The organism is Rhodococcus sp. H-CA8f (assembly GCF_002501585.1).
Classification (GTDB): Bacteria; Actinomycetota; Actinomycetes; order Mycobacteriales; family Mycobacteriaceae; genus Rhodococcus_F; species Rhodococcus_F erythropolis.
The window spans coordinates 5,222,096-5,247,621 of sequence record NZ_CP023720.1 but is presented as its reverse complement, the minus strand read 5'-3'; the positions used below and the strand labels follow the sequence as shown (position 1 = coordinate 5,247,621).

General features: G+C 62.7%; 10 protein-coding genes, 1 tRNA gene and 1 riboswitch. Of the genes, 5 read left to right on the top strand and 6 right to left on the bottom strand.

Annotated features, from left to right (window positions below; translation table 11 throughout):
• Nucleotides 1-107 precede the first annotated feature (107 nt).
• The 4 genes from CPI83_RS24365 to CPI83_RS24350 all read left to right on the top strand — a co-directional run bounded on the left by CPI83_RS24365 (nt 108) and on the right by CPI83_RS24350 (nt 19,230).
• On the top strand, nt 108-692 hold the full coding sequence (locus CPI83_RS24365; RefSeq protein WP_097388244.1) for a class I SAM-dependent methyltransferase: 585 nt from the start codon (nt 108-110) through the stop codon (nt 690-692).
• Nucleotides 693-793: 101 nt separating this feature from the next.
• The gene (locus CPI83_RS24360; protein ID WP_097387838.1) at nt 794-17,488 is read left to right on the top strand and encodes a non-ribosomal peptide synthetase; all 16,695 of its coding nucleotides are present in this window, start codon (nt 794-796) and stop codon (nt 17,486-17,488) included.
• A 150-nt stretch (nt 17,489-17,638) separates the two neighbouring features.
• Nucleotides 17,639-18,985: a SidA/IucD/PvdA family monooxygenase gene (locus CPI83_RS24355; RefSeq protein ID WP_019747015.1), complete on the top strand. Its 1,347-nt coding sequence runs from the start codon at nt 17,639-17,641 to the stop codon at nt 18,983-18,985.
• A complete protein-coding gene (locus CPI83_RS24350) occupies nt 18,982-19,230 on the top strand; it encodes an MbtH family protein (protein ID WP_003945538.1) in 249 nt (82 codons plus the stop codon). The genes CPI83_RS24355 and CPI83_RS24350 overlap by 4 nt, the downstream gene beginning before the upstream one ends.
• 83 nt (nt 19,231-19,313) lie before the next feature.
• Here the strand turns inward: CPI83_RS24350 and CPI83_RS24345 are convergent, their stop codons facing one another.
• Complete coding sequence (locus CPI83_RS24345; protein WP_019747016.1) at nt 19,314-20,741, bottom strand: threonine/serine exporter family protein; 1,428 nt, start codon at nt 20,739-20,741, stop codon at nt 19,314-19,316.
• 122 nt (nt 20,742-20,863) lie between these two features.
• On the opposite strand from CPI83_RS24345, the gene CPI83_RS24340 reads away from it, so the two are divergent.
• Nucleotides 20,864-20,935: transfer RNA gene (locus tag CPI83_RS24340), tRNA-Thr, on the top strand.
• An 89-nt stretch (nt 20,936-21,024) separates the two neighbouring features.
• On the opposite strand, the gene CPI83_RS24335 is transcribed toward CPI83_RS24340, so the two are convergent.
• The 5 genes from CPI83_RS24335 to CPI83_RS24315 form a co-directional block, all read right to left on the bottom strand.
• Complete coding sequence (locus CPI83_RS24335; RefSeq protein ID WP_020968516.1) at nt 21,025-21,822, bottom strand: GAF and ANTAR domain-containing protein; 798 nt, start codon at nt 21,820-21,822, stop codon at nt 21,025-21,027.
• Nucleotides 21,823-22,299: 477 nt separating this feature from the next.
• A complete protein-coding gene (locus CPI83_RS24330; RefSeq protein ID WP_019747018.1) occupies nt 22,300-23,115 on the bottom strand; it encodes a hypothetical protein in 816 nt (271 codons plus the stop codon).
• A gap of 47 nt (nt 23,116-23,162) precedes the next feature.
• Complete coding sequence (locus CPI83_RS24325; protein WP_020906330.1) at nt 23,163-23,477, bottom strand: multidrug efflux SMR transporter; 315 nt, start codon at nt 23,475-23,477, stop codon at nt 23,163-23,165.
• A 14-nt stretch (nt 23,478-23,491) separates the two neighbouring features.
• A riboswitch (guanidine-III (ykkC-III) riboswitch) is annotated at nt 23,492-23,557 on the bottom strand.
• A gap of 43 nt (nt 23,558-23,600) precedes the next feature.
• On the bottom strand, nt 23,601-24,875 hold the full coding sequence (locus tag CPI83_RS24320; protein WP_097387837.1) for a hypothetical protein: 1,275 nt from the start codon (nt 24,873-24,875) through the stop codon (nt 23,601-23,603).
• Nucleotides 24,862-25,329 (bottom strand): hypothetical protein, encoded by a 468-nt coding sequence (locus tag CPI83_RS24315; protein ID WP_232816798.1) that lies wholly within the window; start codon nt 25,327-25,329, stop codon nt 24,862-24,864. The genes CPI83_RS24320 and CPI83_RS24315 overlap by 14 nt, the downstream gene beginning before the upstream one ends.
• Between the last annotated feature and the right edge of the window lie 197 nt (nt 25,330-25,526).

Here is a 25,526-nt window from a genome sequence, read left to right as displayed (position 1 = left end):
GGGTATACGTCTGTCACGTTCGAGGGTTCTCTATGCTGCTCGTTGCACCGTCTGATCGGAGACAGTGAAACTAACCGCGGTGAAACGAACCACGAGGAGCAGTGATCATGGACGCACACGACTGGGATGAGCGATACCGAGCGGTGACGGAGCCGTGGGGAATCGACCCGGCGGGAACCGTCGCAACACGAATTGCCGGCCTGAAGCCGGGCACTGCGATCGATCTGGCCTGCGGCGACGGCCGTCACGCGCGGTGGATGGCCGGGCAAGGGTGGTCGGTGACTGCCGTCGACTACTCGTCGGTGGCGATCGATCTGGCACGGGCGAGTGACTTGGACAAGGCTGTCGACTGGCAGATCGGCGACGCGACTACGTGGCAACCGGAAGGGGTAGTTGACCTGGTGTTGGTCAGCTTTCTTCACCTCGAGGTCGACGAGCTGGCCGACACGCTCAAACGCGTCGGGGAGTGGCTGACGCCAGGCGGGCGCGTCCTCTACTTGGGGCATTCGATCGAGAACTTCCACCGTGGTGTTGGCGGCCCACCCGAACCGACCATCCTGCCCGGTATTTCCGATCTCGCTCGCGCCGCGGAGGGATCGAGGGTCTACGCCCTCGAACATGTCGTTCGGCCGCAGGACGGTAAGACGGCAATCGACGTTTTGCTCGAATTCGGTCCGTGGGAACAGGTCTGACCAGGGCGGGAGCGCACCTTCACGTTCCTGGGTAGCCTACCCTAAACTTGCGAGGGTGTTCGTCGTTCGATGAGCATGAACGACGATGATCGGATTTGTCGATGTCTGACCACTCTCAGGTAGCTCACCCGTCTGTATCGGGCGGTGGCGATCTGGACGCAGCGCTCCCGGCGACGGCCGCTCAGCGTGAGGTGTGGGTTGCTCAGAACGTCGATCCGAGCAGTCCGGTGTACAACATCGGACTTGTCGTCGAGGTCGACGGGACGATCGACGTCGAGCGCGCGGCAGCGGCGATCAAGGCCACAGTCGGACGCGTCGAAGCGCTGTTCGTGCACTTTCGGGCGGATGCTGACAACCAGCTGATCCAGGTGCCGATTCCGGATGCGCGCTGGGACGTGGAAATTCTCGACCTTCGCGCCGAGGCGGATCCCGATTCGACTGCGCAGTCGTGGATGGACACCGATATGGCTCGGGTCTTCGGTGCGGACGATCTGCTGTTCCGCCAGGTGCTTCTGCGAACTGCTGACGACCGAGTCATCTGGTATCAGCGCTATCACCACAGCGTGGTCGACGGGTACGGCATCTCGCTCATCGTCGCCGACGTAGCCGAGCGGTACGACAATCCGAACCTCGAGACTGCGGCGCCGGTGTGGTCGCTCGATGCGGTGGTGGCGGCCGATCTGGAATACCGGAACTCTCCGCGGTTCCTGCTCGACCGTCAGTACTGGGTCGAACGAGTTGAATCAGGACCGGAAGCGACGCGGATTTTGCATGGGCAGGTGGATGATTCGCTGCCGCCGATCGCGGCGATGCTCACGCTCGACGTCGATCGTGCAGCGCAGCTCTATCGCTATGCCGCCGACGCCGGGATTCGGCGAACTCGCCTGCCCATGGCTGCGCTGATCGCGTACATTGCACGAACCACCGGACAGCACGACGTTGTCGTCTCGGTGCCGATGGCCGCTCGGGTGGGTCGCGACATGCGGCGCACTCCCTCGATGGCGTCGACGATTCTGCCGCTCGGTATTCGGGTCGAACGCTCGGAAACCATCGGCCAGTTGGCAACTCGTCTCGACACCGCCTTGATCTCGATACTCAAGCACGGGCGGTACCGGGGAGAAGATCTCGCACGCGACGTGCGAGCAATCGATCCCGACCGCCAGGTCTTCGGTCCTGGCATCAACTCGATGATGTTCGAACACACACTCACCTTCGGCGGTTGCCCGGTGCGCGTGCGTAATTCGGTGACCGGTCGGGTCAGTGACCTGGATCTGAGCGTGCGCGGTGGTCAGGACGGGGAACCGATCGAGATCGACGTCCGCGCCCCGGCCGGATTCGACAGGGAGTTGGCCGATCACACCGCCAGAATCGAACAGTTCCTCGATCGATTCGTGGCCGAGCCGCAGCTTCCGATCTCGGCACTCGACCCCATGTCGCCCGCGGAGCGTGAACTCGTTCTCCATGGGTGGAACGACACCGCAGAACCGCAGCCCGTGACGACGGTGCCGGATTTGTTGCGCAGCAGCTTCTCGGCCGATCGGGGCGCCGTCGCCGTGGTCGACGGCAACGTTCGGCTGACCTACGGCGAGCTCGAAAGTCGGGTATCGCAGCTCGCCGCGCACTTGATCTCTCGCGGTGTCGCACCCGAAACCGTTGTGGCGATCGGCCTTCCGAGATCCGCCGAGATGGTGGTGGGGTTGTTGGCCGTCATGTGCGCCGGCGGCGCCTTCGTGCCACTGGATCCGTCCTGGCCCGCAGAGCGCCGCGAATCGGTACTCACCGATGCCGGTGCCACATTGGTGCTCACCTCGGACGGCGTAGACGACTCCGTATTGGTCGATCTCTCCGCGTGGGCATACGAGGACGGGCCTTCGGACCTGTCCGAGATAATGACCTCTGGCATTCGTATTCACGGTGCCCAACTCGCGTACGTCATCTTCACGTCCGGTTCGACCGGACGTCCGAAGGGCGCCATGATCCGCCACGAGGCAATCTGCGCAAGGTTGCTGTGGCAGCGGGAGCGGATTCTCGGGTTCGGGTCCGGCGATGCCTCTCTGTTCAAAGCCCCACTCTCGTTCGACATCTCGATCAACGAGATCCTGCTCCCGCTCGTCTCCGGCGGTCGATTGGTGATCGCGAAGCCAGAGGGGGAACGCGACCCGCAATACTTGCTCGACCTGATCGCCGGAGAATCGGTCACTTTTGTCTACTTGGTTTCGTCGATGCTCGACATCCTTCTGGATCTGGCGAACGAGACCGATCAGCTCGATTCGTTGAAGCACGTGTGGTGCGGCGGTGAGGTTCTCACGCCTGAACTCTTCGATCGGTTCCGTGCCCAACTGTCCACGACGCTGTATCACGGCTACGGGCCGGCGGAAGCGACTATCGGTGTCTCCCATGTGATCTACCGCGAGGACGCGGAACGAATTGCCACATCCATCGGGCGCCCGAACCCCAACACTCGCCTGTACGTGTTGGACGGTGACCTGCAGCCGGTTCCGGTCGGCACCGGCGGCGAACTCTACGCAGCGGGCTTCTTACTGGGGCGCGGATATGTGGGCGCGTCGGCGTTGACCGCGTCTCGTTTTCTCGCGGATCCCTTTGTTTCCGGAGATTTGGCCGGATCCCGGATGTATCGCACCGGTGACTTGGCCCGATGGACCGCCGACGGCACCCTCGACTTCCTGGGGCGCACGGACAATCAGGTGAAGATTCGTGGCATGCGCCTAGAACTCGAAGACGTCGAAGCCGCCGTGATCTCACACCCCGGAGTGCGCCACGTGGCAGTTCTGGTGCGTCAAGCACCCACAGGTGCAAAGTATCTCGCCGCGTACGTGAGTGCAGCGTCGGGGACGAACCTTGCGGTCGACTCACAGGACATTCGCGAGTGGGCGGCGAGCAAGCTGCCCGACTACATGGTCCCGACCACCGTCACTGTCCTCGACGAGTTTCCGCTCACGGCCAACGGCAAACTCGACCGTCGAGCCCTTCCTGAGCCCGATCTCGCCGAACTGAGTGCACACGTCGCCGCGAGAAACGAAGTCGAACAACAATTCTGCACGTTGATCGCGTCGGCGGTAGGTCTCGAATCGGTTGGCGTGACCGACGATTTCTTTGCACTGGGCGGTGACAGCATCGTCGCGATCTCGCTCGTGACCGCGGCTCGTGCAGCCGGTTTGTCGATCAGTCCACGCGAAGTGTTTCAGCTGCGCACCGCCGAGGCGATGGCACGCGCCCAATCCGGCCGAACGGCTGAGATCGTCGATCATTCGGACGAACCGATCGGCCACGTAGCCACGACGCCCATCGCTGCCAGGGCCCTCGGGACGCCGGACGTAGCACGAACCTTCCATCAGCGAGCGCTGATTCAGACTCCGTCAGCTTTGACGTCCGAGCATGTCGAGGCGGCGCTCGATGCCCTGGTGGCACGCCACGATGGACTTCGTGCGAAGTTGACTTCCGAAGGATCGCTGCTTGTTCCGGCCACCAACGAATTGGCTGTGGTCTTCGAGACCCGTGCATTACCGGTGCCGCTCGAAGAATGCGGACCGCTGATCGTCGCCGAGACCGAGCGAGCCGTCAGGCGTCTGAACCCGGCAGACGGCACGATGGTCAGTGCTGTTCTTTTCACCACTGCGACCGGTCCCGGAAGACTGTTGCTCGTCATCCACCACGCGGTCGTCGACGGTGTCTCCTGGCGCATCATCCTCGAAGACCTTGCGCGCGCGGGTATCGCAGCGATACAGGGCGACGAACCCTCACTCGCTCCGGTCGGCACGTCGGTGAGAAGGTACGCCGAACTCGTTTCGGAGGCGGTCGGAGCCGGGCGACTGGACTCGGAGATCGAGTTCTGGGACTCGGTGACTTCCGCACAACAGTCACCTCTCGGCCGTCGGGCACTCGACCCGACAGTTGACCTCGCGCGCACCGCCGCGGCGCGATCGATCACCCTGCCTCCGGAACTCGCCGATCGGTTGTTGGGCAGTGTCCCACGGGCATTCGGGGCCGACGTGAGCGAAGTGCTGATCACCGCATTGGCCGTTGCGCTGAGCAAGTGGAGCGGTGCCTCATCGGTGACGATCGACTTGGAAGGGCACGGACGCGACGAAGACATCGTTCGCGGTGACGGCGCTGCGCACGTCGACCTGACACGTACTGTCGGATGGTTCACCACGGTATTCCCGGTTGCACTCGAAATCGATACAGCCGCTCCGGATCTCGAAGCAAGCGGTGAGTTGGCGGTGGTTCTCAAGAGCGTCAAGGAGCAACTTCGACGCGTCCCGAACGCAGGCTTCGGGTACGGCGCATTGCGATACCTCGGCAGCTCGGATCAGTTGCGCAGCGTCGCAGCACCCGAGGTGGTGCTCAACTATCTGGGGCGCACTGCAGTTGCAGAGGGGGACTGGTTCCCGGTGTCGATGGACGGCGCTGCCGATCCGTCCATGCCGTTGGGTCACGCGTTGTCTGTCGACGTCGTAGCCGAGGAAGCGGCCGGTGGGCCACGACTGAGGGCCACTCTGACCTGGGCGTCGAATATCTTCCTGCGTAGCGATATCGACAGGTTTGCGCGGTTGTGGCTGGACTCGCTCAAGGCCGTGTCCGGGCTCGCAGCCTTCGGCGGCGCGACACCGTCCGACTACCCTCTGGTGGCGCTCACTCAGGCCGATGTGGACGGGTTGCCGAAGGCAGAAGAGATTCTCCCGCTCACTCCGTTGCAGGAAGGGATCTACTTCCATTCGGCTTTTGCCGATCCGGGGGCTGATCAGTATGTCGTGCAACAGGTCGTGGAGCTGACCGGCGCCGTGGACAGCGCGGCTCTGCGCCGTGCGCTGCAATCCGTCGTGGATCGACACGAGGCGCTGCGCACCGGATTCTCGGTCCTGGGCGACGGCCGGGTCGTGCAGGTGGTGCACCCGAGCGTCGTCGTGGAGATGGCAGTAGTCACGGATGCCGGCGCCGACGTGGATGAACTGCTTTCCGCCGACCGCGCGCGCGGGTTCGACCTCGCGCAGCCGCCGCTCGTCCGTTACACACTGCTCCGTGCCTCTTCGGAGAAGTACCTTCTGCTGCAGTCGATTCACCACGCGGTCGCAGACGGATGGTCGGTCCCGGTGATGCTGCGGGAGCTGATGGCGTCGTACAGCGTTGCCGATTCCGGCGTGGTGCTTCCGGGTCCGGCGCCGTACCGCAGCTACCTCGAATGGTTGGCCGGCCACGATCACGAGGCTTCGGCAGCGGTGTGGAGAAAAGCACTGAACTCTCCCGGGCCCGCGGTCGAACTTCCCGCGCCGAGCGCGGGCAGCAGCGGTGTCCATGCTACCCGAGTCGGGCTGTCCGCCAGTGATACTCGCGCGCTGTCGACCACCGGACGCTCCCACGGTTTGACGCTGAGCACGCTCGTGCACGGCGCCTGGGGACTGGTGCTCGGCCGAATGACCGGCCGAACAGACGTGCTGTTCGGATCAACCGTATCGGGACGCGGTGGAGACCTGCCCGGCATCGAGTCCATGGTGGGCTTGTTCATCAACACTGTGCCGGCGCGGTTGCGGTTCGACCCGGCAGAGACAGCTGCGCAAGCACTTTCTCGTTGGCAGAGGGAACAATCGGAACTACTCGACCATCAGTACCTGGGGCTACCGGAACTGCGGCGGACCGGCGGACTGGAGCAGAACTTCGAATCACTGGTCGTGTTCGAGAACTATCCACTCGGTGACACGGCAATCGCTGATCCGACGAACTCGGTGCGACTGACGGGAATTCGATTCGACGAGCGACCGGCCTACCCGCTGACCCTGATCGTCGTCCCCGGCGATCAATTGGCGTTGGAATTGAAGTACGACGCTGCTCAGGTGGACGGCGATGCCGCTGCGTCGCTGGCCGAAGCTCTCGCAGTCGTACTCACCGAGCTCTCTCGCGATCTCGACCAGGTCATCGGCCGGATCGCGCTGGCACCCGCACAGCCGGGTAGCATCGGCACGGCCTTGGATCGGCCGCGCGCAACGCTGACCGAGTTGCTGCAGGATCAAGCCGGGCGTACGCCCGAAGCCACCGCAGTGATCTTCCGTGAAGAGTCGTTGACCTACGCCGAACTTCACTCTCGCGCTGATCGTTTTGCGCATCTGCTGCACGAACGTGGCGTCGGACGCGAATCGTTGGTAGCGGTTGCCTTGCCGCGCTCGGTCGATCTGATGGTTGCGATACTCGGCATCGGGAAGGCCGGGGGAGCATACGTTCCGCTCGACACCGGCTATCCGGCGGAGCGGCTGACGTACATGCTCGACGACGCCGATCCGGTGTGCGTCGTGGTGTCGGAAGATTCTTCACTCGATTCGGGTTCGGTTCCGCGGGTGACGGTATCGGAGTCCGCGCAGTTCCCAGCCGAACCGCTGAGTGTCCCAGGATCGCCCGCCGATGCCGCGTACATGATCTACACCTCGGGTTCGACCGGTCGTCCCAAAGGCGTTGTGGTCACCAACGAGGGTGTGGTCAACCGATTGCTCTGGGCACAGCAGATACGTCCGCTGGACTTCTCCGACCGGATGCTGCAGAAGACCCCGTCGAGTTTTGACGTCTCCGTCCCCGAATTCTTCTGGCCGTTCCTGGTGGGGGCAACTCTGGTGATGGCCGAGCCGGACGGGCACAAGGATCCGGGCTATCTGGCCGACGTCATCGTCGAACATTCCGTGACCCGAGTGCATTTTGTTCCGTCGATGCTGGAAGTTTTTCTTGCGGAGCCGAAAGCAGCACTGTGCTCTTCCCTCGAGATCGTCAACTGCAGCGGTGAGGCACTGCCCGTTCACGTTGCACGCAAGGTTGCCGAGATCCTGCCGAACGTTCTGGTGGACAACCTCTACGGCCCCACCGAGGCCGCCGTCGACGTCAGTTGGCAGCCGTCGGTGCAGGAAACTCCGGCAGACGCGGTCAGTGTCCCGATCGGCGCACCCGCCGTCAATACCGGCCTGTTCGTTCTCGATCCGTATCTGCAGAACGTTCCGGCCGGTGCCACCGGTGAGCTGTATCTGGCTGGACCACAACTGGCGCGTGGTTACAACGGACGTGGGGGATTGACCTCCGAAAGATTTGTGGCGAATCCGTACAGCGACGGCGGCTCGCGGATGTACCGGACCGGTGACATCGTGCGGTGGAATGCCGACGGCGTTCTCGAGTACCTCGGCCGTGTCGACGAGCAGGTGAAGGTTCGTGGATTCCGCATCGAGCTCGGTGAAATCGAAGCGCAGTTGGCATTGTGCCCCGGAGTCTCGGCAAGTGCCGTGATCGTCCGAACCGACGGTCCGAGTAACCGCGCACAGGTGGTCGCCTATCTGGTCGGAGATGCTGATGACGCTGCGGTTCGAGGGCAGTTGTTGTCGGTGCTGCCGGAGTTCATGGTGCCAAGCGCGTTCGTGCGGCTCGAGTCGTTGCCGCTGAGCCCGAGTGGCAAGCTCGACCGAAAAGCCCTACCGGCACCGGATTTCGCGGCACAGGTGGGCGAAACGACGGGAGTAGTTTCCTCGGGCGTTGCCGACCTGCTCGCCAGGCATTTCGCGACAGTTCTCGGCCTGCCACGCGTCGGGGCACGCGACGACTTCTTCACTCTCGGCGGCGACAGTATCCTGGCGATCCGACTGGTCAACCTGGCTCGTCGTGATTCGGTAGTACTGACCCCGCGTCAGATCTTCGAATTGCGCACTCCCGCTGCGATCGCCGCAGCGGTGGGTGATGTCGCCACGTCGGTTGCCACCGTCACGGCCGACATCGGCGTGGGTGAGCTGGTTCCGCTGCCGGTGGTGCACCGCTTGTCCGAATGGACGGGTGGTACCGATCGCTTCAACCAGGCAGTTCTGATCCACTCTCCGGCAACATCTCTCGATTTGATCACCGGCGCATTGCAGGCCGTGCTCGATCACCACGACGGACTTCGCCAAACCTTGATCCGACATGACCGCGGAATGTGGTCGGCGCGGATCGAGGAACCCGGCAGTATCCGGGCAGCGAACCTTGTCGAACGCGTTGATGCTCGGGGACTGGATGACACCGAGTTGCGGACGCTCATCACCGAACGTTCCGAGTGTGCGACCAGTCGTTTGGATCCGTCTGCAGGACGGATGGTCTCGGTGGTCTGGTTCGATTGTGGCGCTGATAATCTGGGCCGACTCGCGATAGTCGCGCACCATCTGGTCGTGGACGGGGTTTCGTGGGGAACCCTGCTCGAGGATCTCGCGATGGCCTGGGTGGCCGTCGAGGCCGGAGAGCCCGCAGCATTGGACGCCGTCGGAACTTCGCTGCGTACCTTCTCCCGCACGGTGGCCGAACACGCAAGCAGTGCTCATCGATTTGCCGAACTCGATCACTGGTTGACCGTGACCGCTCCGGGCGCGGAGTTGATCCCCGGTACCGCGAGCTATGCCGTTGTATCCGGAGGCGCGAGGCGCACGGTCACGGTGGACGGAGCAATCTCCGAGGCGGCACTCGGAACGGTTGCGGCAATGCTGGGTGCCGAGGGAACGGATGTTCTGTTGGCTGCGTTGGTGATGTCGGTCGAGCGCTGGCGTCGTTCCACCGGTCGCAGTGGGCGCGAACTGCTGGTCGATCTCGAAAGGCACGGCCGCGAGGAATTGGTACCCGGGACCGATCTGTCGCGAACAGTCGGCTGGTTCACCACGATTGCCCCGATGCGACTGCTCGGCGGAACCGACCCGGTGGACACGCTGCGCGAGGTGAAGGAGAGCCTGCGGGCGGCTCCGGACGGCGGTATCGGCTACGGGATGTTGCGGTACGTGAATGCACGTACGGCATCGAGATTGGCGGGGCGCTCCGAATCTCAGATCCTGTTCAATTATCTCGGACGTACGACGACAGCTGGATCGACAGCATGGTCCCTGGCAGCGGAATCCGAAGCCATGTCCACCGATCCCGACGCAGACATGGGAGGTCCGTATCGGCTGATCGTGAATGTCGTCAGCGTGGATTCGGAACTCCGTGCCGACTTCGCCTGGGCAAGTGAAGATTTGTCCGAGGAGGATGCGCAGTCACTCTCCGACGGCTGGGTTTCGGCGCTCGGCGATCTGGCGGCTGCGGCCGCGGAGCATGACGGGCCTCCCATCCTGACCCCGTCCGATGTGCCGTTGCTCGACCTGAGTCAGGCCGAGATCGACGCGATAGCCGACGCGAGCCCGGCCGGTGTCAGCAGCATCCTCCCACTCTCACCGTTGCAGGAAGGCCTGTACTTCCAAGCCGGCTACGCAGGCAGCAGCGACAGCAGTAGTGGTGGAGACATCTACACGGCACAGTTCTCGATGGATTTCGGGCACACCCTCGATGTCGACAAGTTGGCTGCGGCCGCCCGGACACTTCAACGACGAAATCCCACGTTGCGAGCGGGATTCGTGAGCGAAGGACTGAACGAGCCCGTGCAGTTCTTCAGTGCGGGACTCGATGTTCCCGTCGCCGTCCACGATCTCCGTCAACTCGACGACTCGGCTGCTCGTGAGCGCGCCGAGGCCGTCGCCGCCCAAGACAGAGTGACTCCATTCGACCTGACCGCGCCGCCGCTGTGGCGTATGAGCGTGCTGCATCTGCCCGGCGGACATGATCGACTGGTGATCAACAGGCAGTTCCTGTTGTGGGACGGCTGGTCCAACGGCCTTGTCGTCAGCCAGCTTCTGGCGCTGTACGACACCGGCGGGGACGACAGCGCATTTGGCGAACCCGAGGGGTCGTTCGAGGCCTACCTCGCCTGGTTGGCCGACCGCGACGGTGCAGCCGCTGACGCGGTGTGGCGCGGAGCGCTCGCAGGACTCGAGGAGCCGACGCTTGTTGCGGAGCCTGCGCCCGGCGTCGAACCTCAGCTTCCGGATCGCCGCGATGCGGTTCTGTCGGAACCGCTTTCGCGTGCATTGCGTGAGCGCGCTGCCGCATCCGGCGTCACGTTCAACACGGTACTCAACGCAGCGCTGGCTATGGTGCTGGCGTCGGCCACCGGTCGACAGGACGTCGTCTTCGGCTCCACGGTTGCCGGAAGGCCGCCGGAGGTACCGGGAATCGACACCGTGGTGGGCATGTTCCTCAACACCGTTCCCGTTCGGCTGCAACTGGATCCGAACGAGAGCGTCGAGGAACTTCTTCGTCGCACTCAGGCGGATCGACTTTCGCTGATGCCGTTCGACTATCTCGGATTGGCCTCGATCCAGCGTGTTTCCGAGCATCGTCAACTGTTCGACGTGCTGATGGTCCTGCAGAACTTCGTGGACGAGAAGCAAGTCGACGCACTCAATGCCGCACACGACGTGAGCGGCAGCGACAGTATCGATCACACGCACTATCCGCTGACTGTGGTGGTCACCCCGGGTACCACCGTCAACGTCAAGTTCGAGTTCCATCCGCATCTGGTGACCGCGCGCCGAGCCGAGGATCTGCTCGGTCACTTCGTCGACCTTCTCCAGAGTTGGTCGCAGGATATGACAGGTTCGGTCGTTGCGACGCCGACTCCCGCGGTAGCGCAGCAGACGCAGATCCGAGAGTTGCCGGAGCGCACCATTGCCGACCTGTTCGAAGAGGTGGCGTCGGCGCAACCGAACGACACGGCACTCGTGTTCGGGAAGCGTCGGATGACCTACGCCGATCTCGACGGCGAGATCAATCGGATGGCGCGGTTGCTGATCAACTACGGCGCCGGGCCGGAAAAGATCGTGGCTCTTGGTCTGCCGCGCTCGGTGGACATGGTCGTCGCGCTCTTCGCCGTATTGCGCACGGGCGCTGCCTACCTACCCCTCGAACTCGACCATCCGGCCGAACGGTTGGCCGTGATGATCGACGACGCAGATCCGGTCGTGTTGCTGACGACTGTCGCCGCCGCACCGAAATTCGAAGGCGCGGACGTCCGCACCGCGGACATTCGGACCATCGTGCTCGACGAGCCGGACACTGCGGCAAGGCGACTGACGATCTCGGCGCGGGCACTCTCCGCGGCGGAACTCGGAGCATTCGCCCCGGGAGCACCGCATCGGCTCGACCACCCCGCGTACGTCATCTACACCTCCGGTTCGACCGGCAAGCCCAAGGGCGTGGTCACCGGTTACCGCGGCTTGACGAACATGCAGTTCAACCACCGCGAGGCGATCTTCGAACCGGTGATCGCCGCGACGGGCCGGCGCCTGCGGATCGCGCACACCGTGTCCTTCGCCTTCGACATGTCGTGGGAGGAACTTCTGTGGCTCGTGGAAGGTCACGAGGTGCACATCTGTGACGAGGATCTGCGTCGTGATGCCGAGGCGCTCGTTGCATACTGCGACGCACAGGAAATCGACGTCGTCAACGTGACACCGACCTACGCGACGCACCTGATCGACAGCGGGTTGCTCGACGACGGTGTGGGACAACACCGTCCTCCGCTGGTCCTACTCGGCGGTGAAGCCGTTCCGGATTCGGTGTGGAACAGGCTGCGCGAGACCGAGGGAACCGTGGGCTACAACCTCTACGGTCCGACGGAATACACGATCAACACTCTCGGCGGCGGAACGACCGACAGTGACACCCCGACGGTCGGCAAGCCGATCTGGAACACCACGGCGCACATTCTCGACGGCTGGCTGCGACCGGTCCCCGACGGGGTTGCCGGCGAACTGTACATTGCCGGAGCCGGTTTGGCTCGCGGCTACCTCGGACGCTTTGCGCTCACGTCCGAGCGCTTTGTCGCAGATCCGGCCGGGACCGGAGAACGTATGTACCGCACCGGGGATCTGGTGCGGCGACGCGCTGACGGCAACCTGGACTTCCTTGGCCGCACCGACGACCAGGTGAAGATCAGAGGTCACCGCATCGAGCCGAGCGAAATCGTCTCCGTTCTCGAATCCGACGAGCACGTGCGGCAAGCAGCGGTCGTGGTCGACGTCGGGGCGGGCGGAGTCAAGAGGCTCGTCGGCTACGTGACACCCGTGCAACTCGGCGCCGTGCACGACTACCGCGCGCAGGCGCGAGTTCTCCTACCCGACTACATGGTTCCGGCCGTGGTGATCGAGGTGGAGTCACTACCGATGACCGTCAACGGCAAGCTCGACGTCAAGGCACTGCCCACGGCCGATTCGGTGCTGGGGGAGCGGAGTGGGGAGTTGATTGCACCGCGGAACCACACGGAAGAGGTTCTCTGTGAGCTCTTCTCCGACGTACTCGATGTGGACGACATCGGTGTCGACGACAACTTCTTCGACCTCGGTGGGCACTCGCTTCTGGCCACCAAACTGATCAGTCGAGCTCGGATCGCCATTCCGAACAGTCTGACCATGCGTGATCTCTTCGAAGCGCCGACCGTCGCGGAACTCGCGGAACGCATTGTGGTCGAGCAGGGATCGACGCGACCGATGCTGGTAGCGAAGCCGCGGCCGGACCACCTTCCACTTTCTGCCGCTCAACAGCGTTTGTGGCTGATCGGACAGATGGAAGAGAACTCCGCGGCCTACAACTTCCCGATCGTGCTCCGCTTGGACAGTGCATTGGACGCGGACGTCTTCGCCGCGGCGCTGGGTGACGTCGTTGGGCGACACGAATCCTTGCGTACGGTGTTCCGGTTGGTGGACGGAACACCGGAACAGATAATTCTCGAATCGGCGACGGTTCCGGTCGAGACAGTTCATTCACGGGAATCCGGAGTCGCCGGTGAAGTTGCAGTGGCAGTGGGCCGTCCGTTCGACCTTTCGAACGAGATTCCGATTCGCGCCCGTCTGATCCGAGTAGACGGTGCCGTAATCGTCGTGATCGTCCTGCATCACATCACAACGGACGAATGGTCCGATCGGCCGTTCCTGCGCGATCTGATGTCTGCCTACTCCTCTCGGATTCAGGGCGAGGAGCCAGCGTTCGAACCGCTACCGGTTCAGTACGCGGACTACACCCTGTGGCAACGGGAATTGCTCGGCAGCGCCGACGATCCGTCGAGTGTCCTGAGCACGCAGTTGGACTTCTGGGCGAAGAGTTTGGACGGAGCCCCCGAAGAACTGCTGCTTCCCACCGACCGGAGCCGACCGGCCAGACCGAGTTTCTCCGGTGGCGCAGTGGTAACACGGTTGGGTGTGGACACAACTGCCGCACTGCGAGATCTGGCGCGCGAGAGCCAGAGTTCGATGTTCATGGTCCTGCACGCGGCGTCGGCGGCGTTGCTGACTGCGCTCGGAGCGGGTGAGGACCTTCCCCTCGGCGCTCCCGTAGCCGGACGTAGTGAACAGGGGCTCGACGACTTGGTCGGCTTCTTCGTCAATACGATTGTGCTGCGCACGGATACGTCGGGTAACCCGACGTTCCGGGAGTTGGTGGATCGCATTCGCGAGGGAGACCTCGAGGCCTTCGCCAACACCGATGTTCCCTTCGAAACTGTGGTGGAACGCCTCAATCCGTCGCGCACCTTGGCACGCAACCCGCTGTTCCAGGTCATGGTCGGCTATCACAGCCGCGAGGAGATGGGCGGGGATCCGTTCGAACTCGAGGAGTACACAGCCAAGTTCGATCTGGTGTTCAATTTCACCGAGTACCTCGGCGACGAAGGCTGCATCGACGTCCGACTCGAATACGGCAGCGACCTCTTCGATCGCGAAACAGCACAGCGAATTTCGAACCGATTGGAATCGGTGATCGCGGCAGTCGTGGAATCGGCCGACATTGAGATCGGCGACATCGACATCTTCTTGCCCGGCGAACTCGAACAGGTTGTCACCTCGTTCAACGACACCGCCGTCGACGTGCCGGAGGAAACGTTCTACGACGCCTTCGCGCGTGGGGTCGCTGCTACACCCGAGGCGATTGCGGTGCGCGACGAGGCGGGGCAGGCCACGTACCGCGAGCTCTCCGAGCAATGTGATCGGATAGCCGGCGTGCTGTATCGGCGCGGGGTCTCGGTCGAAGACGTGGTGGGACTTGCCGTCCCGCGTTCGGTGGAAATGGTCGCGTCGGTCCTCGCCGTGCTCAAGCTGGGGGCAGCGTATCTACCCCTGGATCTGAGCCACCCGAGCGAGCGCATCGCCTACATGCTCACTGATTCTCGCACCTCGGTACTGCTGTCCACCTCGGAGGAAAGCTCGCGGATCGAGGATGTGGTCGGCGTCGAGCGAATCCTCTTGGACGATCCGCTGATACGTGCGGAACTGGAAGAGGCAGTGATCGTCGAAACTCCCAGGCCACCAGTTGGCGTCAACCACGCGGCCTATGTCATCTACACTTCGGGATCGACCGGCAAGCCGAAGGGCGCTGTCCTTTCTCATGACGGTATTCCGAGTCTTGTTGCCACAGCCGAGGTTCGGATGCGACTGGTACCGGGTTCGGTGGTGATGCAGTTCGCTTCGGTCGGCTTCGACGTTGCGGTATTCGAATTGGCGATGGCTCTGTGCACGAGCAGCGCCCTGGTGATCGTGCCGCAGAGCGCACGAGTGGCCGGCCCGGCGTTGACCGATTTCATGACGAGCAATCGCGTGACTCATGCAATCATCCCTCCCTCGTTGCTGGCCGCCCTGCCGGCGGGATGTGAAGTACCGCAGGGTTGCACGGTGTTGGTCGGAACCGAGACGGTTCCGCCCGAGCTGATCGGGCGATGGGCGGAGCGGCTGAATTTGCTTGCTGCGTACGGACTCACCGAAGCCACGGTGAACAACACACTGTGGCAGGCGGAACCCGGTTGGAACGGTGCTGTGCCCATCGGAGTCCCAGACCCCAACGAACAGGCGTACGTGCTCGACGATCAACTGCGTCCGGTTCCGCCGGGAGTATCCGGCGAGCTGTACATCGCGGGACGCGGCCTGGCGAGAGGCTACCTGGGCCGATTCGATCTGACGGCACAGAGATTCATCGCCGATCCCTTCACCGCGGGCGATCGCATGTATCGCACCGGCGACCGAGCGCGGTGGCGCTCGGACGGGAACATCGACTTCCTCGGCCGCGTGGACGATCAGGTCAAGATTCGCGGTTTCCGAATCGAATTGGGTGAAATCATCGGAGCTCTCAGTGCCCATCCTTCGGTGAAGCAGGCAACGGTCGTCGCGGATCGGCAGGGCGAAATCACGCGCCTGGTCGGTTACGTGTCACCCGAACCCGGTGCTGTGGTGGACACGACGGCAGTGCGAAATCTCGCTGCAATGTCGTTGCCCGACTACATGGTTCCGACCATGGTTGTCGCTCTCGATGGTCCGCTCCCGTTGACGCCCAACGGAAAGCTCGACCGCAAGGCGTTGCCCGCTCCGGACTGGTCGGAGTTGGCGGGTGATATTGCTCCTCGCACTGCCGTGGAGTCCACGGTTGCAGCTGCCTTCGCGGAGATATTGCAACTCCCGAGCGTCGGAGTCCACGACAGTTTCTTCGAACTCGGTGGACATTCGATGGCTTCGATGAAACTGGTCGGTCGCATTCGTGAAGCGTTCGGCGTGGACGTCAGTATTCGAGACGTGTTCGACGCACCGAGCGTTGCGGAGTTGGCGGCAGTCGTTGCGCGTTCGGAGGGTGGACGCCCGGTCCTGGCGCCGGCGGCGAGGCGTCCGGAGACCATGGGTCTGTCTGCGCCGCAACGTCGTCAGTGGGAGTTGTTCCGCGCAGCCGGCGAGCACCCGCAAGCAAGCCACGCGCTGGCGCTGACCCTGAATTCGAAGATCGATCCGGAGATTCTCGGGCACGCCTTGGACGATGTGACGTCGCGGCACGAACCCCTGCGGACCACCTTCGTCGAGGTCGACGGCATCGTCGTGGCAAGAGAATCGGTGCGGCCGACTGTCGATGTGGTCGATGTCGGCGCCGGCGATGTGGGTCGAGTGGTGTTCGAACTGGCTCAACTTCCGATGGATCTGCGTGAGCAATCGCCGTTGCGGGTTCATCTGGTGCTCGGTGAAGACGGCTCTCGGACACTGCTTCTCGTCATGCACTACATCGCCGTCGACGAGTGGTCCGTAGTGCCGCTGCTGGGAGATCTGGTCTCTGCTTATGCAGCCAGGTCGCAGGGAGATCAACCGGTCTGGGACGAGCTTGCGTTGACGTACGCCGACTACACCGTGTGGTCGGACGAGCTGTTGGGAGACCCCCTGGACGTCGACAGCCGTGCGTCGAAGCAACTTGCGTACTGGCAGGATGCGCTCGACGGAATACCGACCAGTGTGAATCTTCCGTTGCCGGAAGATGCCTCGGAACCTCGGGGTGACGTGGTCTCTGTCGACATCGACGCGGATCTGCACGCCAGAATCGACGCGCTGGCTGCGCGCACCGGGACGAGCATGTTCATGGTCCTTCAGGCTGCGCTGGCAGCCGTTCTCACGAAGGCTGGGGCGGGTACCGATCTTCCGATCGGTTCATTGGTTGCGGGCAGGTCGGATCCCCGTCTCGAACCGATGATCGGATCCTTCTTCAATGTTGTTCTCCTGCGCACGGATACGTCCGGTAGTCCGACGTTTGCAGAATTGCTCGGTCGGGTGAGGGAAGGCAACCTGGAAGCGCTGAGCAATCAGGACGTCTCGTATGTGTATGTCGAGCAGGCTCTGGGTAATCCGGCGTCCATGAGACCTCAGGTGATGGTGATCCATCACCAACAGGCGGATTTGGACGGGCTCGGCGACTTCGGTTCTCTCGTACCGATTCCGGTGGGAGTGCCCGATGCGGATTTGACGTTGAGTTTTTACGAGCCGGTGGGCGAAGGGCCTGTTTTTGCAACTCTCGGGTTCCGTGCCGACCGCGTCGATGCGGGCGCGGTCCGTGAATGGGCAGGTCAGCTGGTCGACGTGATCGAGGCTGCGGCCATCGCCGAAGGGGATGACGTGAGTGAAGGGGCGAAACTATGACATACGTCGCATCGCTCCGCGGGGTCGACCGCTATACGGGGGCTCACAGTATTGATACCCTCACCTCATTAAGGGTAGCCTTTGCTACTTACTTCGGGACATCGATTGGCGACCTTATCAGGTCGTCCCGTCGGGGATGGACTACCTGTAATGAGTGAATCACCGAGAGACTCCAGCGCCGAACCCGCCGTGGTCGACATCGTCGGCGTCGGGTTCGGTCCGGCCAACCTCGCGTTGGCCATCGCTGTCGAAGAACACAATGCAAATTGTGCAGCCGTTGATCGGGTGAATGCGCGGTTCTTCGAAAAGCAGTCTCAGTTCGCGTGGCATCCCGGGATGCTGCTCGACGGTGCCACGATGCAGATCGCGTTTCCGAAGGACCTGGTGACGTTCCGTAACCCACAGAGCGGATACAGCTTCTTCTCGTATCTGTTCGAGCAGGGGCGGCTGGTCGACTTCGTCAACCACCAGACCTTCTTTCCCACGCGCCACGAGTTCAACGACTACCTGTGCTGGGCAGCTCGACGAGTCGACGCGGATGTGCAGTTCGGTACAACCGTCGACGGGGTCGAGGGCATCAAGAACTCCGACGGCGTTGTCGATCGCTTTGCGGTTCGCACAGCCGACGGTGAAACGGTGATCGCGCGCAACATCGTCGTCGGCGCCGGACTGAAAGAGCGGATCCCGGAGTGGGCAACGCCGTCGTCCCGGTGCTTCCACAACCACCAGTTCCTCTTCCACCTCGAAGCAATGCCTGAGCCCGTGCACAACCGGTTCGTTGTTCTCGGTGCCGGTCAGAGTGCCGCGGAGATCGTCGACTACCTGCACGCGAACTACCCGAACGCCGAAGTCCACAGTGTTTTTGCCCGCTACGGCTACAGCCCCGCAGACGACAGCCCGTACGCAAATCGCATCTTCGATCCCGAAGCCGTCGATCAGCTGCACGGCGCCGACGCCGCGGAACGACGTCGACTTCTCGATCTGCACCGCAGTACCAATTACTCGGTCGTCGACATCGAACTGATCAACAAGCTCTATGCCACCGAGTATCAGGAGATGGTTCGCGGGCCGCGGCGACTGTTCATGCGTCGGGCCTCGGAGATCACGAGTGCCGTGGAGACCGAATCCGGCATCGAACTGGCCGTCCGCAGCAACCTCGACGGCTTGACCGACACGCTGTCGTGCGACGCACTCATTCTGGCCACGGGTTTCACCCCGGCGCCGCTGGACAATTTGTTGGGTGAACTCGTGCCGGATTCGTCCGTTCCGCGTAACGTCAGTCGGGATTATCGACTGGCTGTAACGGAGGACGTGACAGGCGGTATCTATCTGCAGGGTGGGACAGAACAGACTCACGGATTGACGTCGTCGCTGCTGTCGAACGTGGCAGTGCGGGCGGGGGAGATTCTGGCGTCGGTGCTGAGCCACCAGAACCGAACTGGTGCGCTTGCTAGTCTGGGCGCACAAGACACGTACGTAACGAGTGAGGCGAGATGAGCACTAACCCTTTCGATGACGAAGACGGCCGCTTCTACGTGCTGGTGAACGACGAGGACCAGCACTCGCTGTGGCCCACGTTTTCCGAGGTCCCCGCCGGCTGGCGCGTGGTGTTCGGTGAAGACAGCCGCAAGGCGTGCCTCGAATACGTCGAGGCGAACTGGACCGACATGCGTCCGAAGAGCCTGCGCGAGGCAATGGAAGCTGATCAGGCTGCCGGCGGAAAGCACGCAGTCGAGAGCTGATTCTCTCACTGCTCGGAAACCCCCGAGTGAACCGAAAGAGCTGGGCACCGTCAGGTGCCCAGCTCTTTCTGCTTGAATCTCTCTTACTTCTCGGTGACGGGAACGCGGCGTTTGCGCTTGCGGACCATCGGTCGGCGTAGCGAGTCCACGCGCATCAGGATTCGTGGACGACGCAGTGTTCGTGCTCCCCATTCGCCGAGCGTCACGCCAGCAGCCAGGGCGCAGCCGATACCGAATGCCGACAGCAAAGCAGTCAGACCGATCAGTACCTGGTCGTTGAGCAGCGCGTACAGGCCTCGGTACAGCGACAGACCGGGGAGTAGGGGAGTGATGCCTGCGACCGCGACGACCAGCGGAGGCGTCAGGGCGCGGCGAGCCATCAGACCACCGGCAAGACCGACGACGGTCGCCGCGATCGCTGCGGCGATCACGGGGCCGACGTCGAGTGTTTGCACGAAGATCGACACACCGCTGCCGGCCGCGCCGCCCAGGAATGCCGCGGTGAGTGCACGCCGCTCGGCGTAGCAGGCAAGAGCGTAGAAGACCGACGCACACGCGCCGGAGAGCATCAGGATCGGCAACTGCGTGATGGTCGATACTTCCACGTTGATCGGTGGAAGCGTCGAACCCAGCATCCCGGTCATTCGCAGTGAGATCGCGACGCCCGCGATGATGCCGCCCGTCATCATCACCACTTCGAAGAATCGCGCGACGGCCGTGATCGGAGCGCCCATGATCGCGTCCTGGACCGAGCCCACCAGAGACAGCCCCGACAGCAAGACGACCACGCCGGCCGCGATCACCAGCGACGGCCGGATACTGATCCCCAGCTGATCTTGAAAGGTATAGAGCGTCGCGGCGGGCGCAGCCGCGATGAGACCACCGACAACCTGCTGGAAGAAGAACGGTAATCCGAACCGGTTCAGTACGCGGTTGACCCGATCGATCACCATCGTCGTCAGAAACGCGACTGTGGCAACGAGGAACCCGCCGCCGAGCAGGACGGAGACCGAAGCCGCCATCGCTGCCCAGGCCATGGTCGCGGTCCATCGGTTGTACGGGTGCGGCGCCGTCGTGATGGCTGTGAGTGCGTCGTGCGCTTGGTCCGGTGTGATCGCCTCACGGCGGATACGACGCGTCAGACGGTCGACAGCCGCCAGCCGCGTGAAGTCCATCGAGCGGTAGTGGACGATGCGCATCGTGCTCGCCGGCGGACGCGTCGGGCCGCGATAGGCAGAGAGCACAATCGAGTTGTAAGTGACGTCGACGTCACACTGAGCAAGGCCGTAGGTGGCGGCGATGAACTGCACCTGCTCCGCCGTGTCCATGGCCGCGGTCCCGGAGGCGAGGAGGACTTCGCCGACCCGAACCGCCAGGTCCAGAACTTCTGCGACGACGGCGTCGTCTGTGAGGTCGATCGGTTGTAGCGGCGCGGGAGCCGACGTGACCGTGTCGACGGTGGCTTGGCGGTTTCCCGTCAGGCGTGTGAGTGCTTCGGTGAATTTCGCCATCAGGGGGCGGAGTGGGAGTTGCGCATGGGGCCCACGCTATCTAACGTGACCCGGGCGCGGCCACCGTGACGGCTTGGATATGATGGCTCCGCAAAGTCAGTCGCGGCAACGCGTCGGTCTTCGCCTCCTTAGCTCAGTGGTAGAGCACTCGCCTTGTAAGCGAAAGGTCGTCGGTTCAATCCCGACAGGAGGCTCCGAAAGTAGAGGCACTCACCAAGATTCTGGTGGGTGCCTCTGTGTTTGCCGAAGCACTGTGTTTGCGGAGATGCTGTGTTTGCCGGGTTCAGTTGGTCTCAGGCTTGTTCGTGGCCTGGCGCGGATCGATCGCGCCGTCGATGTACTGCTGGGCGATCACTCGCAGTTTGACGTTGCTGCGCTGTGAGTCCTGGATGAGGATGCGGAAGGCGCGGTCGGCGTCGACGCGGTGGGTGCCCATGATGATGCCCTTGGCCTGTTCGATGACGCCTCTCGATTCGAGTGCACGCTCGAGGTCCATCGCGTGCTTTCTGGCGATGTCGAGGCGCTGCGAGCTGTGCAGTGCGTAGGACGAGGTGACGGCGAACAGTTGGAGCAATGCCACGTCGGCGCCGGTGAAACCTCGGAGGTCATGGCTGTAGAGATTGAGGGTTCCCAGTGGGCGATCTCTACCGGGCAATGGCATCGACAGAAAGCTGACGGCGCCGACTGCTTTTGCCGCGCTTGCGAATTGAGGCCACCGGCTGTGGGCTTCGCTGGCATGCGCACGTACAACCGTGCCCGTGCGTGACGACGTCACACTCGGTCCGTAGTCCAGTCGGAATTGGATCGAGTCGACGGTGCGAACAAGTTGGTGGGTGGCGGCTACGGTTCGGAATGTCGAATCCGAACCGCCGATGGTAATTCCGGCCATGTCGGCGTCGGCGATGAGATCGACGGCGTGTTTGCAGACCTGTTCGAGAAATTGCTCGGCCTGGGCATGTGGATCGAGGTGCGCGTACAGCGATTGCAGGGCGTCCGAGGCGGCGTCCAGGCTGTCCTGCGACGCAGAATTTCGGCCCCCGGTAGGGCCGCGGTGTTCTCTGGCAATGCGCGGCGCCGTCATTGTCTCAACCACCCTTCCCCATCACGTCGCAGGCATGTCCGATTCGTCTTATTGTTGCACCGGACTAACTGTTGTGCACTCTGTTTGGGTGGACAAGTGTCTGGTGGGGCAGACGGTTATGCGGGTGGGATACGTATGCCTAATCGTGATGTTTGGTTCAGTCATTTGCGGGTAGTGCGCCGAGAATGGAATTGCGTTGTCCTGCAACAGTTAACGCGGAAACTGCGACCGCGGTACAAGTTTTCTCCGCAATGGCGCGCAGGTCGCGAACTTGGCCTATTGTCAGCGCCAGCGCACAATCTTGTACGCGTAACCCGCAGACAGTGAAGGGGATACGACGATGAACGGACTGATCGCGGCTCTGAACAGTGGAATGACCGTTGGCTTGGCCAACACGATTCTGACTTTCGGCGGAATCATCATCAATCTCAACATCGTGATCAACAACTGACCACGTAATCGGCGAGTAACCGTTTGTTATGCCGATTCGATCGGAAGGTCCGGCCCTGGGCGTTCGCCCTTGCTCTTGAGCCAGCGATTGGGAAGCTTGCCGGCCAGTTCTCCGAGTGGACCGACTGCAGCACTGAGGATTCCGACTGTTTCCTGCAGTACCTCGATGCTGGCGCTCATTCTCTCGAGGTTGGGAGCGAGCGAAGTCAACGTATCGGACAGTGCAACGATCTGGTCAAGCGGGCCGCCTTCGGCGATGAGCCGTTCGAAGGCGCCGTTCTCCGCCAAGAGCGTTTCGAGGATGCCGTTCTCGGCCAGTGCGCGATCGATGACACCGTCCTTGGCAGTCAGGCGTTCGACGGCACCGTCCTGTGCGGTCAGGCGTTCCAGCGGACCGTCCTCCGCCATCATTCGGTCGAGGAGACCGTCCGGGGCGAGCAACCGTTCCAAAGCGCCGTTCTCGGCGAGCACCCGATCCAGCGGTCCGCCGGGGGCAAGAAGTCTTTCGAGTGGTCCGCCGGGAGCGAGAAGTCGTTCGAGAGTGCCGTCGGGTGCAGTCAGTTTGTCGACCGGGCCGCCGGGTGAGAGAAGGCGATCGAGCGGCCCACCGGGGGCCAAGGCCTGCCCGATGGGCCGATCGTCTGCAGTAAGCGATGACAACTGCTGGATCATCTGCATGGGTCCGCGAGGGCTGGCCAAGCCTGCAGCACCCGCCGTCACGGCACCGGTATTACCGACGGCGATACGGACGGTAGTCACCGTCAGCTCGGCGATACCCAAACTGATCTCTGCGGCTGCAATGCCCGCGCGTAGGGGAAGCGTGAGCATCTCCAGCAGTTTCATGCGTTAACTGTAACCGGTAACACACAAACACTCATCAGGATCGCCGGTCAGTGAAGGACCTTCAGACCGACCACACAACCGACGATGCCGAGGATCAGCAGAATCTTGACGACCGACGTGGACTCCGCACCGGTGATCATCGCGTATCCGACGGTCAGGGCGGCGCCGATGCCGACCCAGACCGCGTACGCAGTTCCGATGGGAAGGGTGCGCATTGCATACGCGAGGCCGGCCATACTGACGATCAGGCCGAGGATGAAGACAACGGTGGGTGACATCTTGCTGAATCCGTCGGACTTACCCAGCGCGGTAGCCCAGACAGCTTCGAAAAGTCCGGAAATGACGAGCACGATCCATGCCATGGTGAACAACTCCCAAGGCACCGTCTTTTCGCTGGCCGGGTACGGTGCGCTCGTCCGGATGTCGTCGTTGACCACCCAACCATAGCAACAGAATTCTGCGTTCCGACCCGATCAGCTGGCGATTTAGGTCACCACAGCCGTTCGAACTCTCTTCAGATGGATGGTCGACATGGCCACCACGATCGTCGCCGTCGCAGCGAGAACAGTCAATGGAATCGGCGTGGTCACGGCGGCCGGTCCGTGTTCCTCGAGCGGAGCGGTCGACCACCCGAATTCCTGCGAGACAGGGTCCAGGAAGGTCGCTGAAACCGAGAACAAGGTAAGAGTGAAGGGAAGTACGGACCCGCTCGCGACTGCTCCGACGGCAACAGGCATGCATGACGCGACGGCCAGTCCCAGCGCAAGTGGGAGGACGAAGACGTAGGCAACCGTGGTCAGGGCGGCATCCAGCAATCCCGAGAGTGCGGTCACGGCAAGGAGTCCCAGCCCGAGTTGGGGCATCGGTCTTTTCCAGCCGACGGCGACGCCCAGCGCCAGGGCAGCACCCACCGCGGGCACCGCCCAAGTCCAGTCGGATGAAAAGGAAATCGAGCTGATCGAAACCGCGCCGATTGCGAGTCCGGCGAGTATGAAGCGGGCGTCGTGTTGCGGCAAACGCCAAGCCAGTGCGACGGTAACGGCAACCGCGATCACTACCGCCGTCACCCAGGACCCATGCGATGTCGGCGTCGAGCCCAACCATGCATACAGGGCCGTGAATGCCAGGGGCAGAACAACTCCCAAAGTCGCCAGGCGTGTGTCGACGTCGTCCGTCTCTTGACCTGATCGTGCGACCAAGGCGACTCCGGCTACCAGAAGGGTTGCAGCGAGCAGTATCCAGACGGGAACCGTGGACGGCACGGGGTAGGTATCGCCCGGAAGTGTGAGCGACCACCTTGCGACGCGATCGCGCCACAAGTCTGCGGCGCCGAAGTACAGGGTCGTCGCGGTCACCCCGAGTGCGAGAGCAATTTGTGCTGCGCGGTGACTCTTCGTCGGATATGCCGCCGCCGCGAGGAAAGTGCCGGCTCCCATTGCGTTCAGGGTCACCGATATCGAGGCGGAGACAGGGACGAATGCTGGTAACGCGATGACGAGGGCGCCAACTGCGGCGAAGACACTCGCGAGTCCGCCACGTCCCCAGCGATGTAGTAGCGCAACACCGACCACCGCAACCACAGCGGCAGTTGCTCCCGCCCACTGCGGCGTGATCACCACCGAGGTGAGGCCGTCGTCGGAGAACGAGAAGTCGTCAACTCGGGACTCGGCCACTGCGTACGCGGCTACCACACCGCCGACCAGCGCGGACGCCACCGAACCGTAGAGCTGAGCGATTTGAACTGGGCTACGTTGCTGCATAATTCGTCGAATTTTTGCACAACTCGCCGATACGACTGATCGTCACATCGCCGTGCGGATCCATCCACACCGGTTCCCCGTCTCGAAGTCGAGGGACAAGCAGATGGCGCCCTCGGCTCGGCCACTGAACGAAGTCGTATCCGGCCAATTTGGTCTGAACGATATCGGCGACCCACACCGCAGCGTCCGCGAATGCAGTATCCATCGACAGTGCGTTGAAGTAGCTGAATCCGCCGATGTCACGTGCGCCTTGCCAGCCGATCGTGACGTTGTAGTCGCTGTTGATCGAAAATTCCCAGATCAGACGATCGACAACAACTTCAGCTCCGAATCGCAGGCAACGCAGATCTTGGGCTACAGCCGCGAGGGCTTGTGCCCAAGACTCCGGTGGCGCGAAGCCGGGATCCTCGCCGGGATCGGAGTTGTTGGTGAACAGAGGAATACGCCAGGTCAAGCATTCCATGTTCCACAGTCATTCCATGTTCCACAGTGGAGGTAGTGACATGCCGCATCCTTCCGGTTCGTGGGCCTGTACCCCAGCTTTTCACCTGCACCCCAGCTTTTCATCTGCACCGAGCTTTTCACCTGCACTCAGCCGTTCACAGGAAGCTCCCAGGGAACATACAGCGAGAATCCAGTGGCAGGGGAGAA

Bases quoted from the DNA above. Each gene is read 5' to 3' on its own strand.
- CPI83_RS24320 (WP_097387837.1), bottom strand. From the start codon at position 24,875: ATGCAGCAACGTAGCCCAGTTCAAATCGCTCAGCTCTACGGTTCGGTG.
- CPI83_RS24345 (WP_019747016.1), bottom strand. From the start codon at position 20,741: ATGGCGAAATTCACCGAAGCACTCACACGCCTGACGGGAAACCGCCAA.
- CPI83_RS24350 (WP_003945538.1), top strand. From the start codon at position 18,982: ATGAGCACTAACCCTTTCGATGACGAAGACGGCCGCTTCTACGTGCTG.
- CPI83_RS24325 (WP_020906330.1), bottom strand. From the start codon at position 23,477: ATGGCATGGATCGTGCTCGTCATTTCCGGACTTTTCGAAGCTGTCTGG.
- CPI83_RS24330 (WP_019747018.1), bottom strand. From the start codon at position 23,115: ATGAAACTGCTGGAGATGCTCACGCTTCCCCTACGCGCGGGCATTGCA.
- CPI83_RS24355 (WP_019747015.1), top strand. From the start codon at position 17,639: ATGAGTGAATCACCGAGAGACTCCAGCGCCGAACCCGCCGTGGTCGAC.
- CPI83_RS24335 (WP_020968516.1), bottom strand. From the start codon at position 21,822: ATGACGGCGCCGCGCATTGCCAGAGAACACCGCGGCCCTACCGGGGGC.
- CPI83_RS24365 (WP_097388244.1), top strand. From the start codon at position 108: ATGGACGCACACGACTGGGATGAGCGATACCGAGCGGTGACGGAGCCG.
- CPI83_RS24360 (WP_097387838.1), top strand. From the start codon at position 794: ATGTCTGACCACTCTCAGGTAGCTCACCCGTCTGTATCGGGCGGTGGC.